At 69.2% G+C, this 688-nt stretch carries 1 protein-coding gene; it reads left to right on the forward strand.

Features of this window, described 5'->3' with window-relative positions; all coding sequences use genetic code 11:
* On the forward strand, positions 1-591 hold a 591-nt coding region (locus ABD140_RS39930), incomplete at its 5' end, for a (Fe-S)-binding protein (protein ID WP_344248285.1).
* Positions 592-688: the final 97 nt, after the last annotated feature.

Here is a 688-nt window from a genome sequence, read left to right on the forward strand (position 1 = left end):
CTCAACACCGGCTACCCCGAACAGGCACTGCCGATGGTGGAGTCGTTCACCCGCACCTTCTCCGACCACGAGGCCGTGGTGGTGCCGTCCGGGTCGTGCGCGGCGATGGTCCGCGACTGGCACGCCAAACTCGCCGCACGGCAAGGACGGCCGAAGCTCGCCCGCGAGGCCGAGGAACTGGCACCGCGCGTGTACGAGCTGTCGGAACTGCTGGTGGACGTCCTGGGCGTCACCGACGTCGGCGCCTCCTTCCCGCACCGCGTCACCTACCACCCGACGTGCCATTCGGTTCGCATGCTGAAGATCGGAGACAGGCCGCTCCAGCTTCTGCGCGAGGTACGCGGCATCGACCTCGTGGACCTGCCCGACGCCAAGGAATGCTGCGGGTTCGGCGGAACCTTCGCATTGAAGAACTCCGACGTCTCGGCCGCCATGTGCGCCGACAAGGTCGCCGCGGTCAAGGCCACCAGGGCCGAGGTGCTGTGCGCCGCCGACAACTCCTGCCTGATGCACATCGGCGGCACCCTCTCCCGCCAGCGCTCGGGCGTACGGGTGGCGCACCTGGCCGAGATCCTTGCGAGCACCTCATGAGCCGTACCCGGATGCCGACCTATGTCGGCATGCCCTCCTTCCCCGAAGCCGCCCGCGAGGCCGTCGCGGACACCCGGCTGCGCAGCAACCTCGCCCA

It is taken from the genome of Actinocorallia libanotica, assembly GCF_039525175.1.
GTDB classification, from domain to species: Bacteria; Actinomycetota; Actinomycetes; order Streptosporangiales; family Streptosporangiaceae; genus Actinocorallia; species Actinocorallia libanotica.